This is a genomic window from Nocardia sp. CDC160 (assembly GCF_035818795.1).
Lineage (GTDB): Bacteria > Actinomycetota > Actinomycetes > Mycobacteriales > Mycobacteriaceae > Nocardia.
In genome coordinates, this window is the sequence record NZ_JAYKYT010000003.1 from 1,187,885 (window position 1) to 1,209,985 (window position 22,101).

The window sequence follows — 22,101 nt, forward strand, 5'->3', positions numbered from 1 at the left end:
GCGGGTGCTGTCCCGCAGCGACCTAGCCGACGTCCCGATCTCCCCCGCCGAGGTGGTGCGCGCCGTGGAGGACGCGTATCTCGCGCTGGCGGGCGGGGATTCGGACAACCCCCGCAAGCTCAGCGTTGCCCATCCGGACGGCTGGTCGGTGGCCTACGCCATGCTGGGCCGCGACGGCCGCCGCCGGGTGGTGGCCATGAAGACCAGCTACAAATTCGATCCGCACCACGATCGGTCGAACAAGCGGTACTTCACCACCATCTCGCTCTACGACGACGCCACGGGCACACCCATCGCCCTGATGGATTGCGCCCGCGTCGGCGCGCTGCGCACGCCCGCGGTGTCCGCGCTACTGGTCAGAGAATGCGCCCGGCCCGGTGCCCGCAGTGTGCTGCTGATCGGGACCGGGACCCAGGGCCGCAATGCGCTACCGCACCTGCTGGCGGTGAATCCGCACCTGAACCGATTAATGGTCTACGGCACCCACCCCGAAGGCCTGGAAGCGGTGTATCAGCAACTGCTGCACCACTATCCGCGGGCCGAGCTCGAAACGGTCGATGATCCGAACGCGGCGGCGCGCGAGGCGGACGTCATTCTCGCCACGGCCGGACCGGGGACCCGCGTCGCCATCGAGGCCAAGGATCTCGCACCCGGCGCGACCGCCGTCCTGGTCGGCTACGGCCTGGCCCCCTCGACCCTGGTCGAGGCCGATCGCGTGATCGCCACCAGCGCCGAGCAAATGGCCCTGACCGGCACCGATATGGCCGGTCCCGACGGCCGATTACGCAGGGTGGACGCCGAGCTCCCCCAGATTCTGGACCACCGCGCCGTCGGTCGCCGCACCGACGACGAGCGGATCTTCGTCTACAACAGCGGCCTGGTGCTCACCGATATCGCCGTCGCGCACGCGCTCGCCAATCGCGCCATCGCCGAGGGCCGGGGTACGGAGGTTTCGCTATGGGACTGAGGCACAGGCAATCCGACGGCGAAGGGAGAACACGCTGACCGACACAGTGCAGCCACTCACCGTGCCGCCCGGCATCTCCGACTACACGGCCACACCGATGCCCGCGCACCGCGACGACTGGGAACAACGCCTGCTCGACGACCCGGATCTGTTGCGCGACATCGCCACAGCGGTCGACGGACCGTTCCATCTCATGTACCCCGCGCGGGTCGTCCGCAATATCAACGCGTTCCAGCAGGTCTTCGCCCACACCGGGATCATGGGCGACATCTACTACGGCAAGAAGGCCAACAAGTCACCGAGTGTCGTGCGCGCCTGCGCGAAAACCGGTGTGGGTGTGGATGTTTCCAGCTGCGAGGAGTTCCGCGCGGCACTGCGGGGCGGCATCGGCGGCACCCGGCTGATGGTCACCGGTCCCGCCAAATCCGATCGGCTGCTGCAGATGTCGGCCACCTACGGCGCGCTCGTGGCCATCGACGATCTCGAGGAGCTCGCCCGCCTGACCGAGCTCGGCATCCCGAGCCGGGTCGTGCTGCGGGTGCTGCCGCCCGGCTCGACGAGCCGCTTCGGGATGACCGACGTCGAACTGGCCCTCGCCCTCACCCTCACCGATCCGACCGCGATTCGCGTGGAGGGCTTCAGTTTTCATCTGCGCGGGTACGAGGTCGCGCCGCGCGCCGAACTGGCCGCGCACCTGATCGGCCTGTGCGAGCGGGCCCGCGCCCTCGGCCACGACCACGCCACCACCATCTCCATCGGCGGCGGCTTCCGCGTCGACTACGTCTCGGCCGAATCCTGGCGCACCTTCCTCGACGGCGTGAATCCCCGCTGGTTCCACGGCGACCGCGCCCACCGCCCCGAATCCTTCTACCCCTACCACTGCCCGCTGCCCGGTCCGGCCATGCTCGCCGCCGTGCTGGCCCACGACGACCTGGCCCGCCGCCTGCGCACCGCGAGCATCCGCCTGGCCATCGAGCCCGGCCGCGCCCTGCTCGACCGCGCGGGCTGCACGGTCTTCCGCGTCCAGGGCGTCAAGGTCCGCCACGTCCAGGTCCCCGAGTCGGCCGACGTCCCCTACGTCATCCTCACCGTCAACGGCACCAGCCTCAGCCTCTCGGAACAGTGGTTCGACTCCGAATACCTCCCCGACCCCGTCCTCTGGCCCGAATACCCCGGCACCCTGACCCCCACCTGCGTAGGCGGCTCCTCCTGCCTCGAGGAAGACATGCTCAGCCGACGCCGCATCCCCCTCCCCCGCGCCGCCTCGACGGACGATTTACTCATCTATCCCAATACCGCCGGTTACCAAATGGACTCCAACGAGTCGGAATTTCACGAATTAGGCATACCGCCCAAGATCCTGTTGCGGAAATCGCCGGACGGACGACAATTCCTGTGGACGCGCGAACCGCGCGACAGCTGAAACACCGTTTCACCACCCCCGGCTTCACCACACCCATCCAGCGCTCCATCGACTCTCGAGGAGAAACACTCGTGCCGGTTATTGCCAGGCGTGTGTCGGATCTGATCGGACAGACGCCATTGTTCGAGCTGGCCGTCAGCCGAACGACCGGAACACGGCTATTCCTGAAGCTGGAGACCATGAATCCCACCGGGGCCGCCAAGATCCGCATGGCGCGCTCCATGGTGCTGGACGCCGAACGGCGCGGGCTGTTGCGGCCGGGCGGGCACATTATCGAATCCACCTCGGGGAACACCGGTCTGGGACTGGCCGTGGTGGCGCGCGAGCGCGGATACCGGTTCACCGCCGTGGTGGACCATCACGCGTGCACCGCGAAGCTGAACGCCATGCGGGCCATGGGCGCGAAGCTGGAATTCGTGTCCGACGAGGGCGATGACGGACTCTCCACCTCGGCGCGCGAGGAGCGCGCGGCGCAACTGGCCGAGCAGGAGGGCCCAGACGCGTATTTCCCGGCGCAGCACGAGAATCTGGCCAATGGGGTCGGGTATTTCGCGCTGGCCGAGGAGCTGCTGACGGATTTGTCGAAGATCGACATTTTGGTGGGGGCGGTGGGGACCGGGGGGTCGTTGTTCGGGACGGCGGAGGGGTTGCGGAGTCAGGGGTGTCGGCCGCGGTTGGTGGGGGTGGAGCCGGAGGGGTCCATCGCGTTCGGGGGTCCGGCGCATGATTATTGGCAGTCGGGGACGGGTACGCCGGAAGGGGCGGTGCCGGGGGTGCACGTCGATCGGGATTTGCGGCTGATCGACGAGCGGGATCGGATCAAGGTGTCGGATGTGGACGCGTTCGCCACCACCCGGGCACTGGCCGGGCAGATCGGGCTGATGATCGGTGGGTCGTCGGGGAGTTCGGTGCATGCGGCGCTGACCCGGTTGGAGGAGTTTCCGGACCATTCGGTGGTGGTGGTGATCATCAACGACGACGGGGAGAAGTATCTCGACACCGTGTTCGACGACGACTGGATGAGCGATCGCGACCTGCTCGACAAGGAGCGGGAGGAGGCGATCGCGCACCTGTTGGCGCGGCATCGGCCGCCGCATCGGCCGGACCCCGGGGAGATCGAGGTGCTGCGGCATCTGCACTACGCGCTGCCCGACACCTTCGCCATCGAGAACGGGCTCACCGGGGCGACGCTCGAGGATTACGCCGATGAGCAAGTGCCGCAGGCCAAGCTGATCCATCTGCTGCATCTGGTGGACATGCCGCTGCACGAGATCGGCGAACTGCTGGCGGGCGGGGAGGATCACGTGTACCTCGCGCTGGAGAAGCATAGGCAGCGGCTGGCCGATCAGGCCACGCTGGTCGCGCAGGCGCTGGCGGGTATGCGGGCGCGGGAGCACACGCACGCCATTCTCATGCCGGACCTGGGCCCGGAAATCAGCGGGGCCACCAGGGAAATGGACGGGGCTGCCGCGAAATGATCGGGGCGCACCCGGAATCCGGTCGGCGCGATCGCCAATCCGATGGGCGGCAGCTGACTTCGCTCGCCACACCCATCGCGGTGACCCAGCTCGCCCAGGTCGCGGTGTCCACCACCAATATCGCGTTGATGGGGACACTCGGCGTGCGGCAGGTGGCCGCGGGCGGGCTCGCGCTGGTGCTGTTCAACCAGATTCGCACCATGTGCGTGGGCCTGATCACCGGGACCGGCAATCAGGTGGCGACCGTGGTGAGCCGGGCCGAGAAGCGCGGGCGGCGCGCCGACGCCGAGGTGCGGGCGGTGGTGCGGTCCAGCTTCCTGATCGCGACGGTGGCCGGAATCCTCGGTGGCGCACTGCTCATCGGATTGGGCTGGGCGCTGCGCTGGCTCGGGCAGGACGCGGCGGTGCTGGCGCAGGCGCGGCCGATGATGGTGGCGCTCGCCCCGGGATTGGTGCCGTGCCTGTGGTTTCAGGTGCTGCGGCAGTACACCGTCGGGATGCGCCGACCGCAGGCGCTGCTGCTGGTGACGCTGGGGTCGGTGGTGCTGAATCTCGTTCTGGCGCTGGCCTTCATGCACGGCTGGCTGGGTCTGCCCGCGCTCGGCCTGACCGGGATCGGCGTGGCCACCTCGCTGGTCTTCCTGCTCACCTTCGGGGTGTTCTGGGCGATGGTCCGCCGGGATACGAAACTCGGTGCGACACTGCCGCTTCGCCCGTGGCCGGTGCACGCGGCGACGGTGCGCGAGGAGCTGCGGCTGGGTACCCCGATCGCGCTCACCTACGGGTCCGAGGCGGGCATGTTCTCGGTGCTGGCGCTGGTCATGGGCGGCATCGGGGCCGCCGCGCTGGCCGCCCACAATGTCGTTTATCAGATCGTCTACATCGTGTTCCAGGTGGCGATCGGGCTCTCGCACGGGGCGTCGATCCTGGTGAGCCGGGCGGTGGCGCGCGAGGAGTTCGCGCACGCGCGGTCGGTGGCGTGGCTGGCACTGCGCTGCGCGGGACTGGTCGCGGGGGTCACCGGCATCGCCTATGTGGTCGCACCGGATTGGGTGCTGCGGCCGTTCCTGGTCGACAGCGATGCCGCGACGGAGTCGCTCGCGCACACCCTGTTGTTGATCGCCATCGTGCTGCAGTTCTGCGATGCCGCCCAGAACATAGCGGTCGGATTGTTGCGTGGGCTCAAGGACACGAAGGCCGGATTCCGGCTCTCCTTGGTTGGCTATTGGATTGTGGGATTGCCCACGGCATTGCTGCTTGCATTCCCGGCACATATGGGCGCGGCGGGCGTGTGGTGGGGTCTCACGGCCGGGCTCGCGACCACCGCTGTTCTGATGCTGCGTCGCTTCTTCACCCTTGTGCATGTGCGTGAGCAGGCAGATCCGAGAGTGCTGGCCGGTAGCCTCGGGCATTAGCCCGACACCCAAAACTCACCTTCCCGCAAGCATGTCGTCATTGACCGCGGGCAACCTGAAAGAAACGGCTTTCGCTATTCTGGCGACGATATCGGCAAGCGCTATCGACAGAACGGCAAAGCCAGGGCGCACCAAACCAACGCCGGGGAGGATGTCCGTGCACATCACGCGAGTCGCCGAGTATCCGAAGCCTGACCATGTGCTTTTCCACTTCAGCGACACCCACCTGATCGCCGCCGACACCGGGCTCTACGGCGCGGTCGACGCCGAGGCGCGTCTGGCCACCCTGCTGGGGCAGGCCGAGGCCAGCGCGATCGCGCCGACCGCCATCGTCTTCACCGGCGACCTCACCGACCGGGGTGAGCCGGGCGCGTACCGCAAGCTGCGCGACCTCGTGGAGCCGTGGGCCGAACGCATCGGCGCGCCCGTGGTGTGGGTCGCGGGCAACCACGACGAGCGCGGCACCCTGCGCGAGCACCTACTCGACGAAAAGCCTTCCGGCGCACCGTTCGACGCCGTGCACATGTTCGACGGCCTACGCATCGTCGCCCTCGACACCACGGTGCCCGGTCACCACTGGGGCCAGATCACCGACGCCCAATTGGATTGGCTCCGCGAGGTTCTCGCCGAGCCCGCCCCCTTCGGCACGGTGCTCGCCATGCACCACCCGCCCATCCCCTGCGTGCAGGACCTGGCCGTGCTGGTCGAGCTCCGCGATCAGCGCCGCCTCGCCGATGTCCTCGACGGCACCGATGTCCGCGCGATTCTGGCCGGGCACCTGCACCTTTCGAGCACCGCCACCTTCGCCGGAATCCCGGTCTCGGTGGCCTCGGCCACCTGCTACAGCCAGGACATGGCCGCCGCCGAGGGCGGCCAGCGCGGCCGCGACGGCGCGCAGGCCTTCAACTACGTGCACATCTACCCCGACACCATCGTGCACTCGGTGGTCCCGATCGGGACCGGGCCGACCGTGGGCAACCCGTCGGATCCCGAGCAGGCCGCGAACAAACTCGCCGACGCCGGAATCGTGATACCCCCCGCGGGCCGCATCCCACACGTCCTCCGCCGCCGGACCGAAGCCCCCGAATCCGACGGCGAGACAGTCCTCTAGTCGGGAGTACTGCGACGGGAGCCGAATCCGCTTCCGCCGCCTGAGAAATCGATCATGGTTCACCCGCTGACCATGATTCTCGCCAGAGAAGGTCAGTCTTCGGCGAGGTAGCGTTCGACGGATTCGACCTTGGACTTCATGGCGTTGGTGACGCCGGGGCGGATATCGGCCTTGAGGACGAGGGAGCAGCGGGGGGAGACGGCGAGGATGGCGTCGGTGGCCTGTTTGACGACCGCCATGACCTCGTCCCATTCGCCCTCGATCGTGGTGAACATGGCGCTGGTCTCGTTGGGCAGCCCGCTGGCCCGGACGACGCGGACCGCTTCGGCGACGGCGCGACCCACGTCCGCGCCGACGCCGAGCGGGGAGACCGAGAAGGCGACGATCAAACGTTCACCCCGTAGTCGCGGGCGATACCGGCCAGGCCGGAGGCGTAGCCCTGGCCGATGGCGCGGAACTTCCATTCGGGGCCGTGGCGGTAGAGCTCGCCGAACACCATGGCGGTTTCGGTGGAGGCGTCCTCGGTGAGGTCGAAGCGGGCCAGCTCGGAACCGGTCACCGCGTCGATGACGCGAATGTAGGCGTTGCGGACCTGGCCGAAGGACTGGCGGCGAATGTCGGCCTCGTGGATGGAGACCGGGAAGAAGATATTGGTGATGGTCGGCGGCATGGCGGCGAGATCGACATTGATGACCTCGTCGTCGCCGTCGCCCGCGCCGGTCAGGTTGTCACCGGTGTGCTCGATGGTCCCCTCGGGCGAACGCAGGTTGTTGTAGAAGATGAAGTGCGCGTCCGAGAGCACGCGCTGGTTGGGTCCGCAGGCCAGGGCACTGGCGTCGAGGTCGTAATCGGCGCCGGTGGTCGTGCGCACGTCCCAGCCGAGGGCCACCGCGACCTTGGTGAGGTTCGGGGCCTGTTTGGACAGCGAGACATTTCCGCCCTTGGCCAAGCTGACAGACACGCGATCTCCTTCGATACTCAGTTACGGTCGGCCGCCATGGCTTTGAGCGTCGCGACCCGTTTCTCCAGATAGCGTAGTTCGGTGTCGTCGAGGACGGTGCGCTGAATTCCGGTGGCCACCGCGAAGGCCGATTGGCGGTGATCGTCGATCACCTCGACGGTCAATTCCACCGCCGCGTAATCGTCCGCGCCCGGCATGGGATCGGCGAGCACGGCCGCTTTTCCGCGGGCGCACAGCGCCACATTGCCGCCGCCCAGAATCAGCAGCGCCACCTCCGGGCGCTCCCGCAACCGCGCCAGCGACCCGCGATCGGACTTGAGGCTGAGCAGGATTCGGCGGTCCCCGGCGCGCACCGGCCACGAGACCGGAATGGCGTGCGGTGCGGGATCGGTGGTCACCAGGACCGCGATGGTGTCGAGCGGCCAGTCGGGCAGGACATCCAATTCGGGGTGATCCTGGTGGTTCACTGTCGAGGGCTCCTGACGTTCCCGCGCGTCGGCTACCATCCGCGTCCCCTCACCATCGGCTCGCGCACAGCGGGCTGGACTGTGCTGCCGCAAGTGTATGCCGTTGCCGCGCTGGCCCGCTGGCCCGAGAATTGTGGACCCGAGGCGGCCGCCGTGTCCGGTTTGTCGGTTACGAACGTGAAAACATACCCGGACCTGCGGGGAAACAGATTGACGAGAAGCGATAACGGTTGCATCATTCGTTACAGTCCCTCGTCCAACCGAGGTCATGCGAGTAACCGGCCGATGACCGTCCGGTGAAGCTCGTCCGCCCACGCTGCTCCTCCCCGAGCGCGGCGGCGTCGACGAACGCAACAGTTTTTCAACCGGATTCACGGCGCGCGCCGACACGGACAACATCCGGGTCGGCGGCGATGCCGTGGGGCCGCGAGACGGACGGGCGTGGGCCACGAGGCGAACAGGCGTGAGGTGAAGTGCGATCAGAGAGCGGAGACGGTGATGGTGGATGAGCTGATGGGTCGGGCGACCGTGGCGAATCTCGTGGTATCCCAGGCGGTGATCGAGGATCTGCGCTATCTGCGCGGTGAGCTGACCCTCGCCGAGGTGCCGTACCTGCTGATTCGCGACGCCGCCCATCGGCTGATATTGGCGGTGGACAGTAGTCATCGGGCTGCGCTGAGACGGGTGCTGGGGGCCGCGGTGGTCGCCGGATTCTCCTGCAATGAGAAGCAGCACAACGTGTTCCGTCTCGGGCGGGACCTGGATCCGGCCCACCACGTCGAGGTCGAGCTGTGGGAGTACCACGGTGACACCGTCGAATGCCCGCGCCCGAATGCCTTGACCCGCATGGTCTTCGACGTCGCGGACGTGGAGCCAACGACGGTGCTGCTCTACGACGCCAGCTGGCCCACCCTGGCGGGCATGTTCACCCCGAACCCGACCGATGTCGGCTTCGATATCGATCTGGTGTTCTCCTGGGTGGACGGCTCCGATCCCGAATTCCGGGCGCGCCGTGCGGGAATGATGGCGCAGGTGGTGGTCGGCGAGGGCGACGAGGCCGATGCCCGCATTCGCCAGATCGACGAATTGCGCTACGCCCTGCGCTCGGTGCACAAGAACGCGCCGTGGGTTCGGCGCATTTTCATCTGCACCGATTCCCGGGTGCCGGACTGGCTGGCCGACGATCCGAAGGTGACCATTGTCCGTGCGGTGGACCACTTCTCGGACATCAGCGTGCTGCCGGTGTTCAATTCCCATGCGGTGGAATGCCAATTGCAGCACATCGAGGGGTTGTCGGAGCATTTCCTGTACTCCAACGACGACATGTTCTTCGCGCGGCCCGTGCGTCCGTCCATGTTCTTCACGCCCGCGGGGATCAGCCGTTTCATCGAGGCGGGGACGCGCATCGGTCCCGGAGCGAACAATGAGCGACGCAGCGGTTTCGAGAACGCCGCCCGGGTGAATCGCGCGCTGCTGGCGAAGCGGTTCGGGCATGTCATCACCCGGCATCTGGAACACACCCCGGTGCCCTTGCGCCGCAGTGTCCTGCTGGAAATGGAGCAGGTGTTCGCGGAGGATTTCGCGCGCACCCGGGCCAGCCGTTTCCGCTCCGCCACCGATATCTCGGTGACGAATTCGCTCTACCACTACTACGCGCTGCTCACCGGCCGCGCGGTGCCGCAGGAAGCGGCGAAGATGCGCTACGTGGACACCACCATGTACACCGGTCTGGCCCTGCTCGACGGCCTGGCCAAGCGCCGCAACGTCGACTTCTTCTGCCTCAATGACGGCAGTTTCCCGGAGGTCCCGGAGGCCGAACGGGTCCGTGCCGTCTCGGAGTTCCTGGAAACCTATTTCCCCGAACCCGCCCCGTGGGAGAAGCCGGATGCCACCGCGGCGACCATGACGGCCTTCGAATCCGGCGCGGCCTGAGGTGGATTCCGCCGGACCGGTCCTCCCGGTCCGGCGGAATCGGCGCCACAGCGGTCGTGACGAGGCCCAATAGTCCGCTGTTGGAATCTGATTGGTGGCGCCGCCGAACCTTGGTGCCATGCAGAAGAAATTCCTCGCCGCCGCCATTCTCGCCGCCGCTTCCACCGCCACCATCCTCGGCACCGGCCCCGCCTCCGCCGACGATGTGCACCAAATCTACTTCGCCTACGGCACCGACCACGGGTACGTGAACGGCCACATCCAGGGCTTCGGTCACGAGACCTACCAGGTCGACGCCCGCGGCGGCCAGGTCATGATCGTGGAGGCCAGCCCGAACTGGTCGGACGCCGTCGTCACCGTCACCGGTCCCACCGGGACCCTGGTCTGGCAGCGTCAGTGGAGCCGGGTCGTGCTGCCGGTCAACGGTTCCTACCAGCTGAAGGTCACCTCGCCGAGCCACGCCACCATCGACTACGGCATGAGCGTCCAGATCGACTGATTCATTTCTTCATCGCCCGCACAACCGGTTCAGGCCCAGCCTGAACCGGTTTCGACGTTTCCGGACCCGCGACCCAGGTCACAGCGGACCGGGTCGCTCACGAGATGCGTTGGCGGAGCCAGGTGGGGATTTCGTCGCCCGCGCGGGGGTAGGTGGCGAGTTCGCGGCGGCATTCGGCGGGGTCGGGGAGGGGGAGCCAGTCGGGGATCTCCTTGAAGGAGAGGGTGAATTGGGCCTTGGTGGAGGCGGATTGGAGCATGACCTGGCCGGAGAGCCAGGTGCCGGTCATCTGGTCGTAGCAGACCTCCTTGAGGCGGTTGAGGAGCATGAGGATCTCCTCGGAGGGCTGCAGGTCGTCCGGATCGGAGTCGGCGAGGTCGAGTTGGATTCCGGCGTGGCCGTCGTCGCCCACCAGGCAGAACCACAGCACGGCCAGATTCCAGTTGTCGGGCAGGGATTCGGTGAGGGCGCTGACCAAGGCGCTCTCGACCATGTCGCGGTCGGGGGAATGCGAGGCGGCGGGCGGTTCCGACGATTCGTCCTCGAGGGCCCGGACCACCAGGTCGGGATGGTGTTCGCGCATGACCTCGACGACGGCGGCGACCGGGACCGGTAGGCGTTCGGGGACGATGAACAGGGGGCGGTCCACGTTCTTGCGGGCGGTGACATCGCCGAGGGCGTGGACGCGGTCGCGGAATTCGACGGGGTCGCGCAGCACCACCTCGGCGAACCGCTCGGCGCGACCACCCTTGCGCAGGCGGCCGATGCCCAGGCGTAGGCGTTCCACCTCCGCCCAGCCCACATGCGGGTAGCCGCGATAGGTGAAGCCTTGATCGCTGATGACCAGCGTGGGCTGCGGGCGCAGCAGGTCGTCGAGCATGGCGTACACCCCGAAGCCGAACAACGCCATGGCGAAACCGCCCAGCACCCGCAGGAATACGTGCTCATCACCGTCGAACACCACGAAACCGGGCAGCGCGGTCATCACGAGGAAGAAGACCAGCGCGCCGACCGCACCCGCTTTCGGCGGGTAGTACTCGGTGATCGATTCGCGCCCCGAAGCATGCACCCCTCAGACGCTAGCCGAAACGAGCCGAAGGCAACACCGCCGTTATCGTTCGGCATCGCCTCCGCTATGCCCGATTCGGCCCGCCGTGCGGGATTGGGTCAGTCGCGCGGCCAGAATTCGCACCAGTCCCCCGCCGTCAGCGCCCGGCGTTCACCGCGCGCGATTTCGGCGGCGTCCTCGGCCGCGCGGATGCGACCGGCGAACACGAGAGTGGCCTTGCGCAACCGTTCTTCGGCGCTGTCCGGACCGCCGAGTTCGACGAACCGCAGCGCGTCGGGAATCGAATCCTCCGGTAAACCGGCCTTGATAGCTCGTGAGCGAACCTTCTCCGCGAGGGCCAGCGCGGGTTGGGCCATGGCAATGCCGTCCAGGCAGGAGCGCCGTGCCTTCTCGGCGGATTTGCGCTCCTCCCAAGCCTTTTCCTGCGCCGCGATCTTGTCGGCCACCGCGGCGTCGCGATCGATGCCGTCGTCGATCAGATGCGGACTGCGGTGCACCAGCTTGGCCACCAGCGCCGCCGCCACCTCCGCGACCGTGAATTCCCCTGCCGCCTCGGCGATCCGGGAGTGGAACAGCACCTGCAGCAGCAGATCCCCCAACTCCTCCTTGATCGTCTCGGCGTCCTGCTCCTGAATCGCGTCGAGCAGCTCGTAGGTTTCCTCGAGCAGATACGGCCGCAACGAATCATGCGTCTGGGTGACCTCCCACCCGCCGAAATTCCACAGCCGATCCATCACCTCGACCGCCTCACCCAGGGCCTGAGTCATCGCGGCGATATCACCGGCCTCACCACCCGACGGCCACGCCCGCTCGCCGGGATCCCCCTCGCCGCCGTGGATTCCGGCCACGGACACGCCGGACTGACGAGCGGGACCGCCGGGATGGCGAGGTGAGTCGGCGGCGTCACCGTGCGAATTGCCCACCGGGCGGTCGGAACTCATCGCGGGGCCAACACCTCCGGGGCGACCTTCACATCGACTGCGCCGGGGGCCTTTCCGTCGAGGGCCAGGAGGAGGTCGGCGACGAATTGGAGGACCTGGACATCGCGGACTCGGGCCGCACCGACGCTGTCCTCGACGCGCGGGAGCGGGAGTTGCACGATGCCCGTGGCGGCGCGGTAGGTGGCGTTCGGGTAGAGGCGCTTGAGCCGCAGCTGCTTGGAGTCGGGCAGCTGCAGCGGCGAGACCTTCAATGTGGTTCCGGTGACGCCGATTTCGGCGATCGAGTACTCGCGGGCGAGCAGGCGCAGCTTGGCCACCGAGACCAGGCGTCCGACCTCGACCGGCAGCGGGCCGTAGCGGTCCACGAGTTCCTCGACCACCGCCGAGAGCGCCGAATCGTCCTGGGCGGCGGCCAGTTTGCGGTAGGCCTCCAGGCGTAGGCGGTCGGAGGCGATGTAGTCGGGCGGAATGTGGGCGTCGACCGGGAGATCGATGCGCACCTCCTTGACCTCCTCGTCCACCGTGATCGGGCGGCCGTCGGCGGCGGCGCGATAGGCCTCCACCGCCTCACCGACCAGACGCACGTACAGGTCGAAGCCGACACCCGCCACGTGACCGGACTGTTCGGCGCCGAGCACATTGCCCGCGCCGCGAATCTCGAGGTCCTTCATGGCCACCGCCATACCGGCGCCCAGATCCGAGTTCTGGGAAATGGTGGCCAGCCGGTCGTAGGCGGTCTCGGTGAGCGGCTTCTCCGGCGGATACAGGAAGTAGGCGTAGCCGCGCTCCCGGGACCGGCCGACGCGGCCGCGCAGCTGGTGCAGCTGCGAAAGACCCAGGGCGTCCGCGCGTTCCACGATCAGGGTATTGGCATTGGAGATGTCCAGACCGGTCTCGATGATGGTGGTGCACACCAGCACATCGAATTCCCGCTCCCAGAAGCCCTGCACGGTCTTCTCGAGCATGTCCTCGTTCATTTGCCCGTGCGCCACCACCACGCGTGCCTCCGGCACGAGGTCGCGAATCCGCTTGGCCGCCTTGTCGATCGAGGCCACCCGGTTGTGCACGTAGAACACCTGGCCGTCGCGCAGCAGCTCACGCCGCACGGCCGCGGCCACCTGCTTGTCGTTGTACGCGCCCACGTAGGTGAGCACCGGGTGTCGTTCCTCGGGCGGGGTGAGGATGGTCGACATCTCGCGAATGCCCGCGAGCGACATCTCCAGGGTGCGCGGAATCGGCGTGGCGGACATGGTCAGCACGTCCACGTGCGTGCGCAGCGCCTTGATGTGCTCCTTGTGCTCGACGCCGAAGCGCTGCTCCTCGTCGATGATGACCAGTCCCAGGTCCTTCCACCGCACACCGGTCTGCAGCAGCCGGTGCGTGCCGACCACGATGTCGACGTCCTTGGACGCCATGCCCTCGAGGATCTCCCGCGATTCGGCCGGATCGGTGAAGCGCGACAGGCCCTTCACCACCACGGGGAATCCGGCCATGCGCTCGGTGAAGGTCTGCAGATGCTGTTGCGCCAGCAGGGTTGTCGGCACCAGCACGGCCACCTGCTTGCCGTCCTGCACCGCCTTGAACGCCGCGCGCACCGCGATCTCGGTCTTGCCGTAGCCGACGTCGCCGCAGATGACGCGGTCCATCGGGACCGCCTTCTCCATATCGGCCTTCACCTCGGCGATGGCCGAGAGCTGGTCGACGGTCTCGGTGAACGCGAAGGCGTCCTCCATCTCCTGCTGCCACGGGGTGTCCGGGGCGAAGGCGTGGCCGGGGGCGGCCTGCCGGGCGGCGTAGAGCTGCACCAGCTCGGTGGCGATCTCGCGAACCGCCTTGCGCGCCTTGCGTTTCGTATTGGCCCAGTCCGAGCCGCCGAGCTTGGACAGCGACGGCATCTCGCCGCCCACGTAGCGCGAGAGTTGATCCAGCGAATCCATGGGCACGAACAGGCGATCACCCGGCTGGCCGCGCTTGCCGGGCGCGTACTCGATGACCAGGTACTCCCGCCGCGCACCGGCGATGGTCCGCTCGATCATCTCCACGAAGCGCCCGATGCCGTGCTGATCGTGCACGACCATGTCACCCGCGGTGAGCGCCAGCGGATCGACCTGATTGCGCCGCTTGGCGGGCAGCTTCTTGCCCTCGCCGGGCGCGGTGACCCGGTTGCCGGTGAGATCGGATTCCGCGATCACCACCAGCTTGGACTCGTCGAACACGATGCCGTCGTGCAGCGAACCGCACAGCACGCCGACCAGCCCGCGCACCGGCTCGGCACCGGGCTCCAGGGCGGCCGCGGGCACCTCGGCATCGGACAGACGTTCCAGAATGCGTTGCGCCGTACCGTGTCCGGCCACCACGATGACCGCGCGTCCGCCGGTCGAGACGTGGGCGCGCAGCGAGGCGAAGATGGTGGCGACCAGTTCCTCGGAGCCGCGCGCGGAGGCGGCGGCGACCACCGGCAGCACGATCTCGTTCGGATCGTCGGCCGCCAGCGGGCTCAGCGTCCACCACGGCAGCCCGCGGCGCTCGGCATCGGCGTGCACGACATCCAGTCTGCGATAACCCGAGGCGGCCAGATCCAGGCCGTACGCGCCCAGCGGCGCGGCACCGCCGAAGGAGGCCGCGGTCCACGACGCCTCCAGGAACTCCTGACCGGTGCGCACCAGATCGGCCGCGCGGGTGCGCACCTTCTCCGGATCGCACAGCAGCACATGGGTTTCCGCGGGCAGCACATCCACCAGCAGCTGCAGCTCACCGGGCTGCAGCACCGGCAGCAGCGCCTCCATGCCCTCGACCGGGATGCCCTCGGCGATCTTCTCCAGCATCTCCACCAGCGCGGCGTCGGCCGGATTCTCGGCCGCCACCCGGGCCGCGCGTTCGCGAAGTTCGTTGGTGAGCAACAGTTCCCGGCACGGCGGCGCGACCACCAGCTCGACCGGCACCTCGTGGATCGAGCGCTGATCCTGCACCGAGAACGCCCGCAGCTCGGCGACCTCGTCGCCCCAGAACTCCACGCGCACCGGATGATCCGCCGTCGGCGGGAAGAGGTCCAGAATGCCGCCGCGCACCGCGAACTCGCCGCGCTTGCCGACCATGTCGACCCGCTCGTAGGCGAATTCCACCAGCCGCGTGAGCAATTCGTCGAAATCGAACTCCGCGCCCTTGCGCAAGACGATGGGCTCGATCTCCCCCAGCCCCGCCGCCATCGGCTGCATGAGCGAGCGCACCGTGGTCACCACCACGCGCAGCGGCCCGGCGAAGCCCGGATCCTCCGGATGCGCCAAACGCCGCAGCACCTGCAACCGGCGACCCACGGTGTCCGCACCCGGCGAGAGCCGCTCGTGCGGCAGCGTCTCCCAGGACGGGAACACCGCGACGGAGTCGCCCAGCATCTCCGTGAGCTCGACGGTCAGATCATCGGCCTCGCGCCCGGTCGCCGTCACCACCAGCAGCGGCCGCTGCTCGGCAATCGTCGAGGCCACGAACGGCCGCACCGCCGAGGGCGCGATCAGCATGGCCGAGTCCCGCCCGATCAGGCTCCTGACCTGCGCCAAGGCCGCGTCGGCACCGGCCACCGCAGCCAGGCCCGCCAAAGGTGGACGTTGGGTGGACATGGGGCAGACTCCTAGGCGCAGATCAGCGTTTCAGACGGCCAACCGAGTCTAATCACCCGATCCGACAGGCGGGCGAACCGTCCTACTGCACGTAGCGGCGCAGGCGGCGGGCGGCGAATTCGCGGAAGTAGGCCACCTTCTCGTCCGGGACGATCGAGGGCAGCAGGAAGTACCAGGCGCGTTCCATGCGGGTGGCCATCTGGTCGATGGATTCCGTGCTGACCGCGACGATATGGACGCCGGTGGTCATCTCCTGCAGCAGCAGGCCGATGGTGTCGGGATCCAGGTCGGGCTTCAAATCGCCCTGGGTAATGGCGCGTTCGGCGAGCAAACGATGCGTCTCGCCCCACGTCTTGGCGATATTGTCGCCGGTCGCGCCGCGGTAGTCGCCGATCTGGTGGGTGAGCTTGAGCATCGCCCCGACCATCGGATCGTTCATGGTGAGATCGGCGACCACATAGGTGATCCCGATGCACGCCTCCAGCGCGGGCACCCGCGGATCGAAGAATCCCTGGCAGGCGCTGACCAGTCGCTCGTTGCCCTGATCGACGACGGCGCGGGCCAGTTCTTCCTTGGAGCCGAAGTGAAAGTACAAGGCGCCCTTGGTCACATTCGACTGCGCGATGATCTCCGAGAGAGACGCGTTCGCGTAGCCCAGCCGAAGAAAGACATCGGCCGCGCCCGCGAGCACGGAATCGCGAGTGATCTCCGCACGCGCTTGCCTAGCCATCAGATCCGCCTGTCATCAAACCAGCCATCCTGAAGTAGACCGACATCCCGAAGTTGACCGACATCACAGTTCGAACAGCACTCGAAGGATGGGTGAACCGTACCACCCGGCTGCGCGCTGCCAGCCGATTCGAGCATTCGACCCGTCCTCCTTCGCAATTCGCTGGTTAACTGTCCAGTTCTGCCCCGCTAGGACAGACATATCAGACCAAAATTCAGACTGCAGGGTTCGATAACCCTTTGCCGCTCGGCCATTCCGACGCCAGCTTGGGGTCCGCCTCCAAATGCGTGAGCCCGTTCCAGCACAGATTCACCAGGTGCGCGGCCACCACTTCCTTGGACGGCTGACGCTCGTCGAGCCACCAGGTCGCCGCCGTCGCAACCATTCCCACCAGCGCCTGCCCGTAGAGCGTCGCCAGATTCGGGTCCAGCCCGCGGCGCTCGAAATCCCCGGCGAGAATGTGCGCCACCTGATTCACGGCCTCGTTGAGCAGAGACGAGTACGTGCCCTCCGCGGCCGACACCGGCTGATCGCGCATGAGGATTCGGAAGCCGTCGGTGCGCTCCTCCATATAGGTGAGCAACGCCAGCGCCACCTGCTCGAGCCGCACCCGCGACCGGTTCTGGGTGAGCGAGGCGGTGATCATCTCGAGCAGGGTCGACATCTCGCGATCGACCACGACCGCGTACAACCCCTCCTTGCCGCCGAAGTGCTCGTACACCACCGGTTTCGACACCTGCGCCCGCGCCGCGATCTCCTCTATCGAGGTCGCGTCGTACCCCCGCTCCGCGAACAGCGCCCGCCCGATCTCGATGAGCTGCTGACGGCGCTGGGTCCCGGTCATGCGCGCCCGCGCCGGTCTACCCTCGCCAGCCGTCATTGCTTACCTGCCCTTTCGCCCTGACCCCGGGCACCGTTGCCCGGGGTGCGGGGCCGGTGGCCGCCGCGCCGTCATGAGTAGCCTATCGACAGACACGATCGAATCTCGGTAAGCGGTTCGACGTTCGGGGGTACTTCATGCGAGGATCAGACCCGCATGACGCTGCAATCCGCCGTGGTGTAATGGCAGCACAACTGATTTTGGTTCAGTTTGTCCAGGTTCGAGTCCTGGCGGCGGAGCTCGCGAGCAGGGTCGATATGGTTGGCCCCGCACAGAATCGCTGACCACCTGTGGCCCAGCAAGAACTGACTCAGCACACGATGACCGGCAGCCGAGGGAGATCCATGCCACAGCAGACCGCCGTCGTCGTTCTCGCCGCCGGAGCCGGAACCCGAATGCGGTCCAAGACACCCAAGGTGTTGCACCCGCTCGCCGGTCGGAGCATGCTCGCCCACGCGCTGCATGCCGCGCACGAGATCGACCCGACGTCGCTCATCACCGTGATCGGCCACGACCGCGAAGCGGTCGGCGACGCGGTCGGCAAGGTGGGCGCGGAACTGGGCCGCCAGATCACCCTGGCGGTGCAGGAGGAGCAGCGCGGCACCGGGCACGCCGTGCAGTGCGCACTCGCGGTGATGCCCGAGGACTTCACGGGCAATGTGCTCGTCACCTACGCCGATGTGCCGCTGCTGGACGGGCACACCCTCAACGCGCTGCTCGACGAGCACAACAGCTACTCCGACGGATCCGCGGTCACCGTCCTGACTTTCGAGCCCGAGGACCCCAACGGCTACGGCCGCATCGTGCGCGACGCCCAGCACCGGGTGATGGAGATCGTCGAGCACGCCGACGCCACCCCCGAGCAGGCGGCCATCACCGAGGTCAACTCCGGCGTCTACGTCTTCGACGCGGCCGTGTTGCGCGTCATGATCTCGCGCATCGATACCGCCAACGCCCGCCACGAGCTGTATCTCACCGATGTGCTCAAACTGGCCCGCGAGGCCGGGCATCCGGTACACGGCGCGCGACTGATCGATTCCGCCAAGGTCACCGGCGTGAACGACCGGGTGCAGCTGGCCGGGGCCGCGCGCACCCTCAACCGCTACATCCTGGAACGGCACATGCGCGCCGGGGTCACCATCATCGATCCGGGCTCCACCTGGATCGACGGCAATGTGGTGATCGGCCGCGACGCGATCATCCGCCCGGGCGTACAACTGTTGGGCGACACCGTGATCGGCGAGGACGCCGAGATCGGACCGGACTGCACGCTCACCGACGTCACCGTCGGCGACGGCGCGAAGGTGGTGCGCACGCACGGCGAGAAGGCCAAGATCGGCCCGGGCGCGAGCGTCGGCCCCTTCGCCTACCTGCGGCCCGGCACCTCGCTGGGCGAGAACGGCAAGATCGGCACCTTCGTCGAGACCAAGAACGCGACCATCGGCACCGGCTCCAAGGTCCCGCACCTGTCGTACGTTGGCGACGCCACCATTGGCGAATACAGCAATATCGGGGCGGCCAGCGTTTTCGTCAATTACGACGGGGTCAAGAAGCACCACACGACCGTGGGTTCGCATGTTCGCACGGGCAGCGACAATATGTTCGTCGCGCCGGTCACGGTGGGTGACGGTGCGTACTCGGGGGCGGGTACTGTACTGCGCAGAAATGTTCCACCGGGAGCGCTCGCGGTCTCGGGTGGTGCACAGCGCAACCTCGAAGGCTGGGTGCAGCGCAATCGCCCCGGCACCGATGCAGCCCGCGCGGCCGAAGCGGCCCTCGCGGCTCTCCCGGATCAGCCGGGAACCACCGAGATATCCACCGAGCAAAAGGATGGCGAACGTCAGTGACCGCGTTCTCTACCGATAACCAGAAGAACCTGATGCTGTTCTCCGGACGCGCTCATCCCGAGCTCGCCGAGGCGGTGGCCAAGGAACTCAATGTCCACGTCACCCCCCAGACCGCGCGCGACTTCGCGAACGGCGAGACCTTCGTCCGGTTCGAGGAATCGGTGCGTGGCTCCGACGCTTTCGTGTTGCAGAGCTTCCCGGCGCCGCTGAACCAGTGGGTCATGGAGCACCTGATCATGATCGACGCGCTCAAGCGCGGTTCGGCCAAGCGGATCACCTCGGTGCTGCCGTTCTACCCCTACGCCCGTCAGGACAAGAAGCACCGCGGCCGCGAGCCCATCTCGGCCCGCCTGATCGCCGACCTGCTCAAGACCGCGGGCGCGGACCGGATCATCACCATCGACCTGCACACCGATCAGATCCAGGGCTTCTTCGACGGCCCGGTCGATCACATGCACGCGCAGGTGCAGCTGGCCGAGCACATCCGCAACAACTACGACCTGTCCAACATCACCGTCGTCTCCCCCGACGCCGGTCGTGTGAAGGTCGCCGAGAAGTGGGCCAACTCCCTCGCTGACGCGCCGATGGCGTTCATCCACAAGACCCGCGACCCGCTGGTCCCCAACCAGACCGTCTCCAACCGCGTGGTCGGTGAGGTCGAAGGCCGGACCTGCATCCTGATCGACGACATGATCGACACCGGCGGCACCATCGCCGGAGCCGTGAAGGTGCTCAAGGAGGCGGGTGCGGGTGACGTGGTCATCGCCGCCACCCACGGCATCCTGTCGGCCCCGGCCGCCGAGCGGCTCGCGAGCTGCGGTGCCAAGGAGGTCGTGGTGACCAACACCCTGCCGATCGACGAGTCGAAGAAGTTCCCCACGCTGACCGTGCTCTCGATCGCCCCGCTGCTGGCGCAGACCATCCGCGAGGTCTTCGAGAACGGCTCCGTCACAGGGCTTTTCAACGGCAACGCGTAACCGCTCTCACGACAGCGCCCCTTCCGGGTTTCGGAGGGGGCGCTGTCGTATGAAATGGGGGTGGCAATGGATGTCCGATTCGGCCCGCAAGCGGTAGCGTTGGACGCGGACTCGGTGTTTGCTACTTGTGCGCTGATCGCGCGGAGAGGTGGTGCCGAATGGCCGACCGGCCCGACGAGGACGACGCCCGACTCATGGACGAGGTCTTCGAAACCGATCAGGTCTTCGACAGTGACGTCGACAACCTCGACTACGACCTCGGCGACGACGATCAGGAAGACGACATCCGCGAATACGAGCGGTACATCGCCGATCCGCCCGAGGATCTGGTCATTCGCAATCGCGAGAACGACGACACCGGTCGGCTCGGTATAGGAGCCGAGCTGGACCAGGAGTGGACGCGGCGACGGCAGCGCGAGGAGTACGTGGCCGAGGACGATCGGCCCGCCGAGTTGGCCGCCATGGAAATCGTGGACGAACCAGGCGATTAGGACAGTTGCATAGCGAGTCCGGTAGCGGGAAACCTTAGAAGAGTCGTCACACCACGACCGAGGAGGGCGCGACATGAGCACGCCACCGCACGAATCAGGTACGCCGCACGAACCCGGTACGCCACACGAATCAGGCACACCACACGGTAAGGACGACGCGAAGCCGATCGAGCTGTCCAAGCAGGACGACGAGGCGGCGGCCGCCGACAACCCCCCACAGGGCGACTCCACACCGTTCCCCCCGCTCACCCCACCGGCGTATCCACCGGGCGGCGGCTACGCGGCCCCACCGGGTGGCGCGCACCAGCCCTATCCGCAGGGCTCCCCGCCGCCGTACCCACAGCAGTTCGGACCCGGCGATCAGCAGTACGGGCAGCCCTACGGCCAGCCGTACCAGCCATATCCCGGGGGCGCGGAATACGGCGCGCCACCGCGCACCGGTGCCCAGACCTTCTCCATCATCGGCTTCGTCTGCGCGGCCCTGGCCCTGCTGCTGTGCCCGATCCTCGGGATCGTCGGCATCGTGCTGGGCGTGGTCGGCAACAACAAGGGCGAACCGCTGGGCAAGTGGGCGGCCATCGCGGCTGGCGTGTGCATGATCATCGGCATCGGGATAGGGCTGGCGGTCGTCGGTTCGTCGCGATGAATAATGGCTAGCCATGACCGCATTCACCGGGTTCCCGCTCGCCGGACTCGATTTCTACGAGGACCTGGAAGCCGATAACTCCAAGGCCTTCTGGAACGCCCACAAGCAGGTATGGGAAGAGTCCGTGCGGGACCCGATGAAAGCCCTTGTGGCCGAGCTGGAGCCGGACTTCGGCGCGGCCAAGATCTTCCGGCCGTACCGCGATGTGCGCTTCGCCAAGGACAAGTCGCCCTACAAGAACCACCAGGGCGCGGTGGTGTACAGCGCGCAGTACTCCGGGTGGTACGTGCAGATCGGCGCGGCCGGGCTGCGGGTGGCGGGCGGCATGTACGCCGCCTCCCCCGCGCAGCTGACCGCGCTGCGGGCGGCCATCGACGACGAGGTGCGCGGCGGCGAACTGGAAGGCCTGATCGCCCAGCTGGTTTCGGCCGGATACACCATCGGCGGCGACAAACTGGCCACCAAGCCCAAGGGCTACGACATCGACCACCCTCGCATCGAGCTACTCCGCCACAAATCCCTCACCGCCGGAAAGGATTTCGGCGCACCCAAGTGGCTGACCACGCCCCGCGCCGCCCGGGAGATCCGGGCGGCGTGGGAGCAGATGCGGCCGCTGATCGAATGGCTGGCCGCGGTCACCGACCAGAAGTAGC

The 22,101-nt window shown here is 67.4% G+C and carries 19 protein-coding genes, 1 tRNA gene and 1 pseudogene; 13 read left to right on the forward strand and 8 right to left on the reverse strand.

The genetic code is table 11. The features are described from left to right. The first annotated feature begins 4 nt into the window (after positions 1 to 4). The 5 genes and pseudogenes from VMT40_RS20155 (at position 5) to VMT40_RS20175 (ending at position 6,394) form a co-directional block, all read left to right on the forward strand. Positions 5 to 967: an ornithine cyclodeaminase family protein gene (locus VMT40_RS20155; RefSeq protein ID WP_326360271.1), complete on the forward strand. Its 963-nt coding sequence runs from the start codon at positions 5 to 7 to the stop codon at positions 965 to 967. A 46-nt stretch (positions 968 to 1,013) separates the two neighbouring features. After that, positions 1,014 to 2,390: a Y4yA family PLP-dependent enzyme gene (locus VMT40_RS20160; RefSeq protein ID WP_326359943.1), complete on the forward strand. Its 1,377-nt coding sequence runs from the start codon at positions 1,014 to 1,016 to the stop codon at positions 2,388 to 2,390. 71 nt (positions 2,391 to 2,461) lie between these two features. Further along, a pseudogene (locus VMT40_RS20165) lies at positions 2,462 to 3,499 on the forward strand (PLP-dependent cysteine synthase family protein); the annotation flags it as partial. A gap of 365 nt (positions 3,500 to 3,864) precedes the next feature. Further along, positions 3,865 to 5,283: an MATE family efflux transporter gene (locus VMT40_RS20170; protein WP_326359945.1), complete on the forward strand. Its 1,419-nt coding sequence runs from the start codon at positions 3,865 to 3,867 to the stop codon at positions 5,281 to 5,283. A gap of 157 nt (positions 5,284 to 5,440) precedes the next feature. After that, complete coding sequence (locus VMT40_RS20175; protein ID WP_326359946.1) at positions 5,441 to 6,394, forward strand: phosphodiesterase; 954 nt, start codon at positions 5,441 to 5,443, stop codon at positions 6,392 to 6,394. A 92-nt stretch (positions 6,395 to 6,486) separates the two neighbouring features. Here the strand turns inward: VMT40_RS20175 and VMT40_RS20180 are convergent, their stop codons facing one another. From VMT40_RS20180 to VMT40_RS20190, 3 genes are read right to left on the reverse strand one after another with little or no spacing between them, the layout of a single operon-like run. After that, the gene (locus tag VMT40_RS20180) at positions 6,487 to 6,783 is read right to left on the reverse strand and encodes an MTH1187 family thiamine-binding protein (protein ID WP_326359948.1); all 297 of its coding nucleotides are present in this window, start codon (positions 6,781 to 6,783) and stop codon (positions 6,487 to 6,489) included. Next, complete coding sequence (locus VMT40_RS20185; protein ID WP_326359949.1) at positions 6,780 to 7,355, reverse strand: TerD family protein; 576 nt, start codon at positions 7,353 to 7,355, stop codon at positions 6,780 to 6,782. The genes VMT40_RS20180 and VMT40_RS20185 overlap by 4 nt, the downstream gene beginning before the upstream one ends. Before the next feature lie 17 nt (positions 7,356 to 7,372). Continuing rightward, on the reverse strand, positions 7,373 to 7,822 hold the full coding sequence (locus tag VMT40_RS20190; RefSeq protein WP_326359951.1) for a hypothetical protein: 450 nt from the start codon (positions 7,820 to 7,822) through the stop codon (positions 7,373 to 7,375). Positions 7,823 to 8,320: 498 nt separating this feature from the next. Between VMT40_RS20190 and VMT40_RS20195 the strand changes: the two genes are divergently transcribed. Further along, positions 8,321 to 9,754, forward strand: coding sequence for a stealth family protein (locus VMT40_RS20195; protein ID WP_326359952.1), 1,434 nt, complete (start codon positions 8,321 to 8,323; stop codon positions 9,752 to 9,754). A 118-nt stretch (positions 9,755 to 9,872) separates the two neighbouring features. Then, positions 9,873 to 10,253, forward strand: coding sequence for a hypothetical protein (locus VMT40_RS20200; RefSeq protein WP_326359953.1), 381 nt, complete (start codon positions 9,873 to 9,875; stop codon positions 10,251 to 10,253). 97 nt (positions 10,254 to 10,350) lie between these two features. Here VMT40_RS20200 and VMT40_RS20205 read toward each other — a convergent pair whose 3' ends face one another. The 5 genes from VMT40_RS20205 to VMT40_RS20225 form a co-directional block, all read right to left on the reverse strand. Further along, positions 10,351 to 11,322: a hypothetical protein gene (locus VMT40_RS20205; RefSeq protein ID WP_326359954.1), complete on the reverse strand. Its 972-nt coding sequence runs from the start codon at positions 11,320 to 11,322 to the stop codon at positions 10,351 to 10,353. A 98-nt stretch (positions 11,323 to 11,420) separates the two neighbouring features. Continuing rightward, a complete protein-coding gene (locus VMT40_RS20210) occupies positions 11,421 to 12,089 on the reverse strand; it encodes a MazG family protein (protein WP_326360272.1) in 669 nt (222 codons plus the stop codon). A gap of 170 nt (positions 12,090 to 12,259) precedes the next feature. Next, entirely contained in the window at positions 12,260 to 15,877 is a 3,618-nt protein-coding gene (gene mfd / locus VMT40_RS20215) for a transcription-repair coupling factor (RefSeq protein WP_326359956.1), read from the reverse strand. Positions 15,878 to 15,959: 82 nt separating this feature from the next. After that, positions 15,960 to 16,607: a TetR/AcrR family transcriptional regulator gene (locus tag VMT40_RS20220; RefSeq protein WP_326306269.1), complete on the reverse strand. Its 648-nt coding sequence runs from the start codon at positions 16,605 to 16,607 to the stop codon at positions 15,960 to 15,962. A 214-nt stretch (positions 16,608 to 16,821) separates the two neighbouring features. After that, complete coding sequence (locus VMT40_RS20225; protein ID WP_326307416.1) at positions 16,822 to 17,451, reverse strand: TetR/AcrR family transcriptional regulator; 630 nt, start codon at positions 17,449 to 17,451, stop codon at positions 16,822 to 16,824. A 204-nt stretch (positions 17,452 to 17,655) separates the two neighbouring features. On the opposite strand from VMT40_RS20225, the gene VMT40_RS20230 reads away from it, so the two are divergent. From VMT40_RS20230 to VMT40_RS20255, 6 genes are all read left to right on the forward strand, one after another. Then, a tRNA-Gln gene (locus VMT40_RS20230) sits at positions 17,656 to 17,726 on the forward strand. A 105-nt stretch (positions 17,727 to 17,831) separates the two neighbouring features. Continuing rightward, positions 17,832 to 19,334 carry a bifunctional UDP-N-acetylglucosamine diphosphorylase/glucosamine-1-phosphate N-acetyltransferase GlmU gene (glmU, locus tag VMT40_RS20235; RefSeq protein ID WP_326359957.1) on the forward strand — a complete coding sequence of 501 codons (1,503 nt, stop codon included), beginning with the start codon at positions 17,832 to 17,834 and terminating at the stop codon, positions 19,332 to 19,334. Further along, positions 19,331 to 20,311: a ribose-phosphate diphosphokinase gene (locus VMT40_RS20240; protein ID WP_326359958.1), complete on the forward strand. Its 981-nt coding sequence runs from the start codon at positions 19,331 to 19,333 to the stop codon at positions 20,309 to 20,311. Before glmU ends, VMT40_RS20240 begins: the two co-directional genes overlap by 4 nt. A 158-nt stretch (positions 20,312 to 20,469) precedes the next feature. Then, positions 20,470 to 20,802, forward strand: coding sequence for a hypothetical protein (locus VMT40_RS20245; RefSeq protein ID WP_326359959.1), 333 nt, complete (start codon positions 20,470 to 20,472; stop codon positions 20,800 to 20,802). Between the two features lie 73 nt (positions 20,803 to 20,875). After that, complete coding sequence (locus VMT40_RS20250; protein WP_326359961.1) at positions 20,876 to 21,448, forward strand: DUF4190 domain-containing protein; 573 nt, start codon at positions 20,876 to 20,878, stop codon at positions 21,446 to 21,448. 13 nt (positions 21,449 to 21,461) lie between these two features. Next, positions 21,462 to 22,100: a DUF2461 domain-containing protein gene (locus VMT40_RS20255; protein WP_326359962.1), complete on the forward strand. Its 639-nt coding sequence runs from the start codon at positions 21,462 to 21,464 to the stop codon at positions 22,098 to 22,100. Position 22,101: the final 1 nt, after the last annotated feature.